The sequence below is a fragment of the Neorhizobium alkalisoli genome (assembly GCF_002968635.1).
Taxonomy (GTDB): Bacteria; Pseudomonadota; Alphaproteobacteria; order Rhizobiales; family Rhizobiaceae; genus Neorhizobium; species Neorhizobium alkalisoli.
On the sequence record NZ_PVBN01000042.1, the window covers coordinates 1 to 434 of the forward strand.

Here is a 434-nt window from a genome sequence, read left to right on the forward strand (position 1 = left end):
CCGCAGAAGGATTGCACAACGTCTCGGTTTCTCAAGTAGAGTTGCGTTCCCACATTCAGTTTTATGACGGCATCAAAACCGCCGACATTCACGAAACCATCATCAAAGCCGCTGCCGATCTGATCTCCCGCGATGCGCCGGACTATCAGTACCTGGCCGCTCGCCTGGCGATCTTCCACCTGCGTAAAAAGGCTTACGGCCAGTTCGAACCGCCGAAGCTGCACGCTCACGTGACCCGCATGGTCGAGATGGGCAAATACGATAAACATCTGCTGGAAGACTACAGCGCTGAAGAGTTCGAGCAGATGGACTCCTTTATCGATCACTGGCGCGACATGAACTTCTCTTATGCCGCCGTCAAGCAGCTGGAAGGCAAGTATCTGGTGCAGAACCGCGTCAGCGGCGAGATCTACGAAAGTGCCCAGTTCCTGTAC

Annotated in this window: 1 protein-coding gene; it reads left to right on the forward strand. The window is 54.6% G+C overall.

Annotated elements, in window-relative coordinates; all coding sequences use genetic code 11:
* The coding region (locus tag C5L13_RS28455; RefSeq protein WP_205836900.1) for an ATP cone domain-containing protein at positions 1-434 on the forward strand (434 nt) is incomplete at both ends.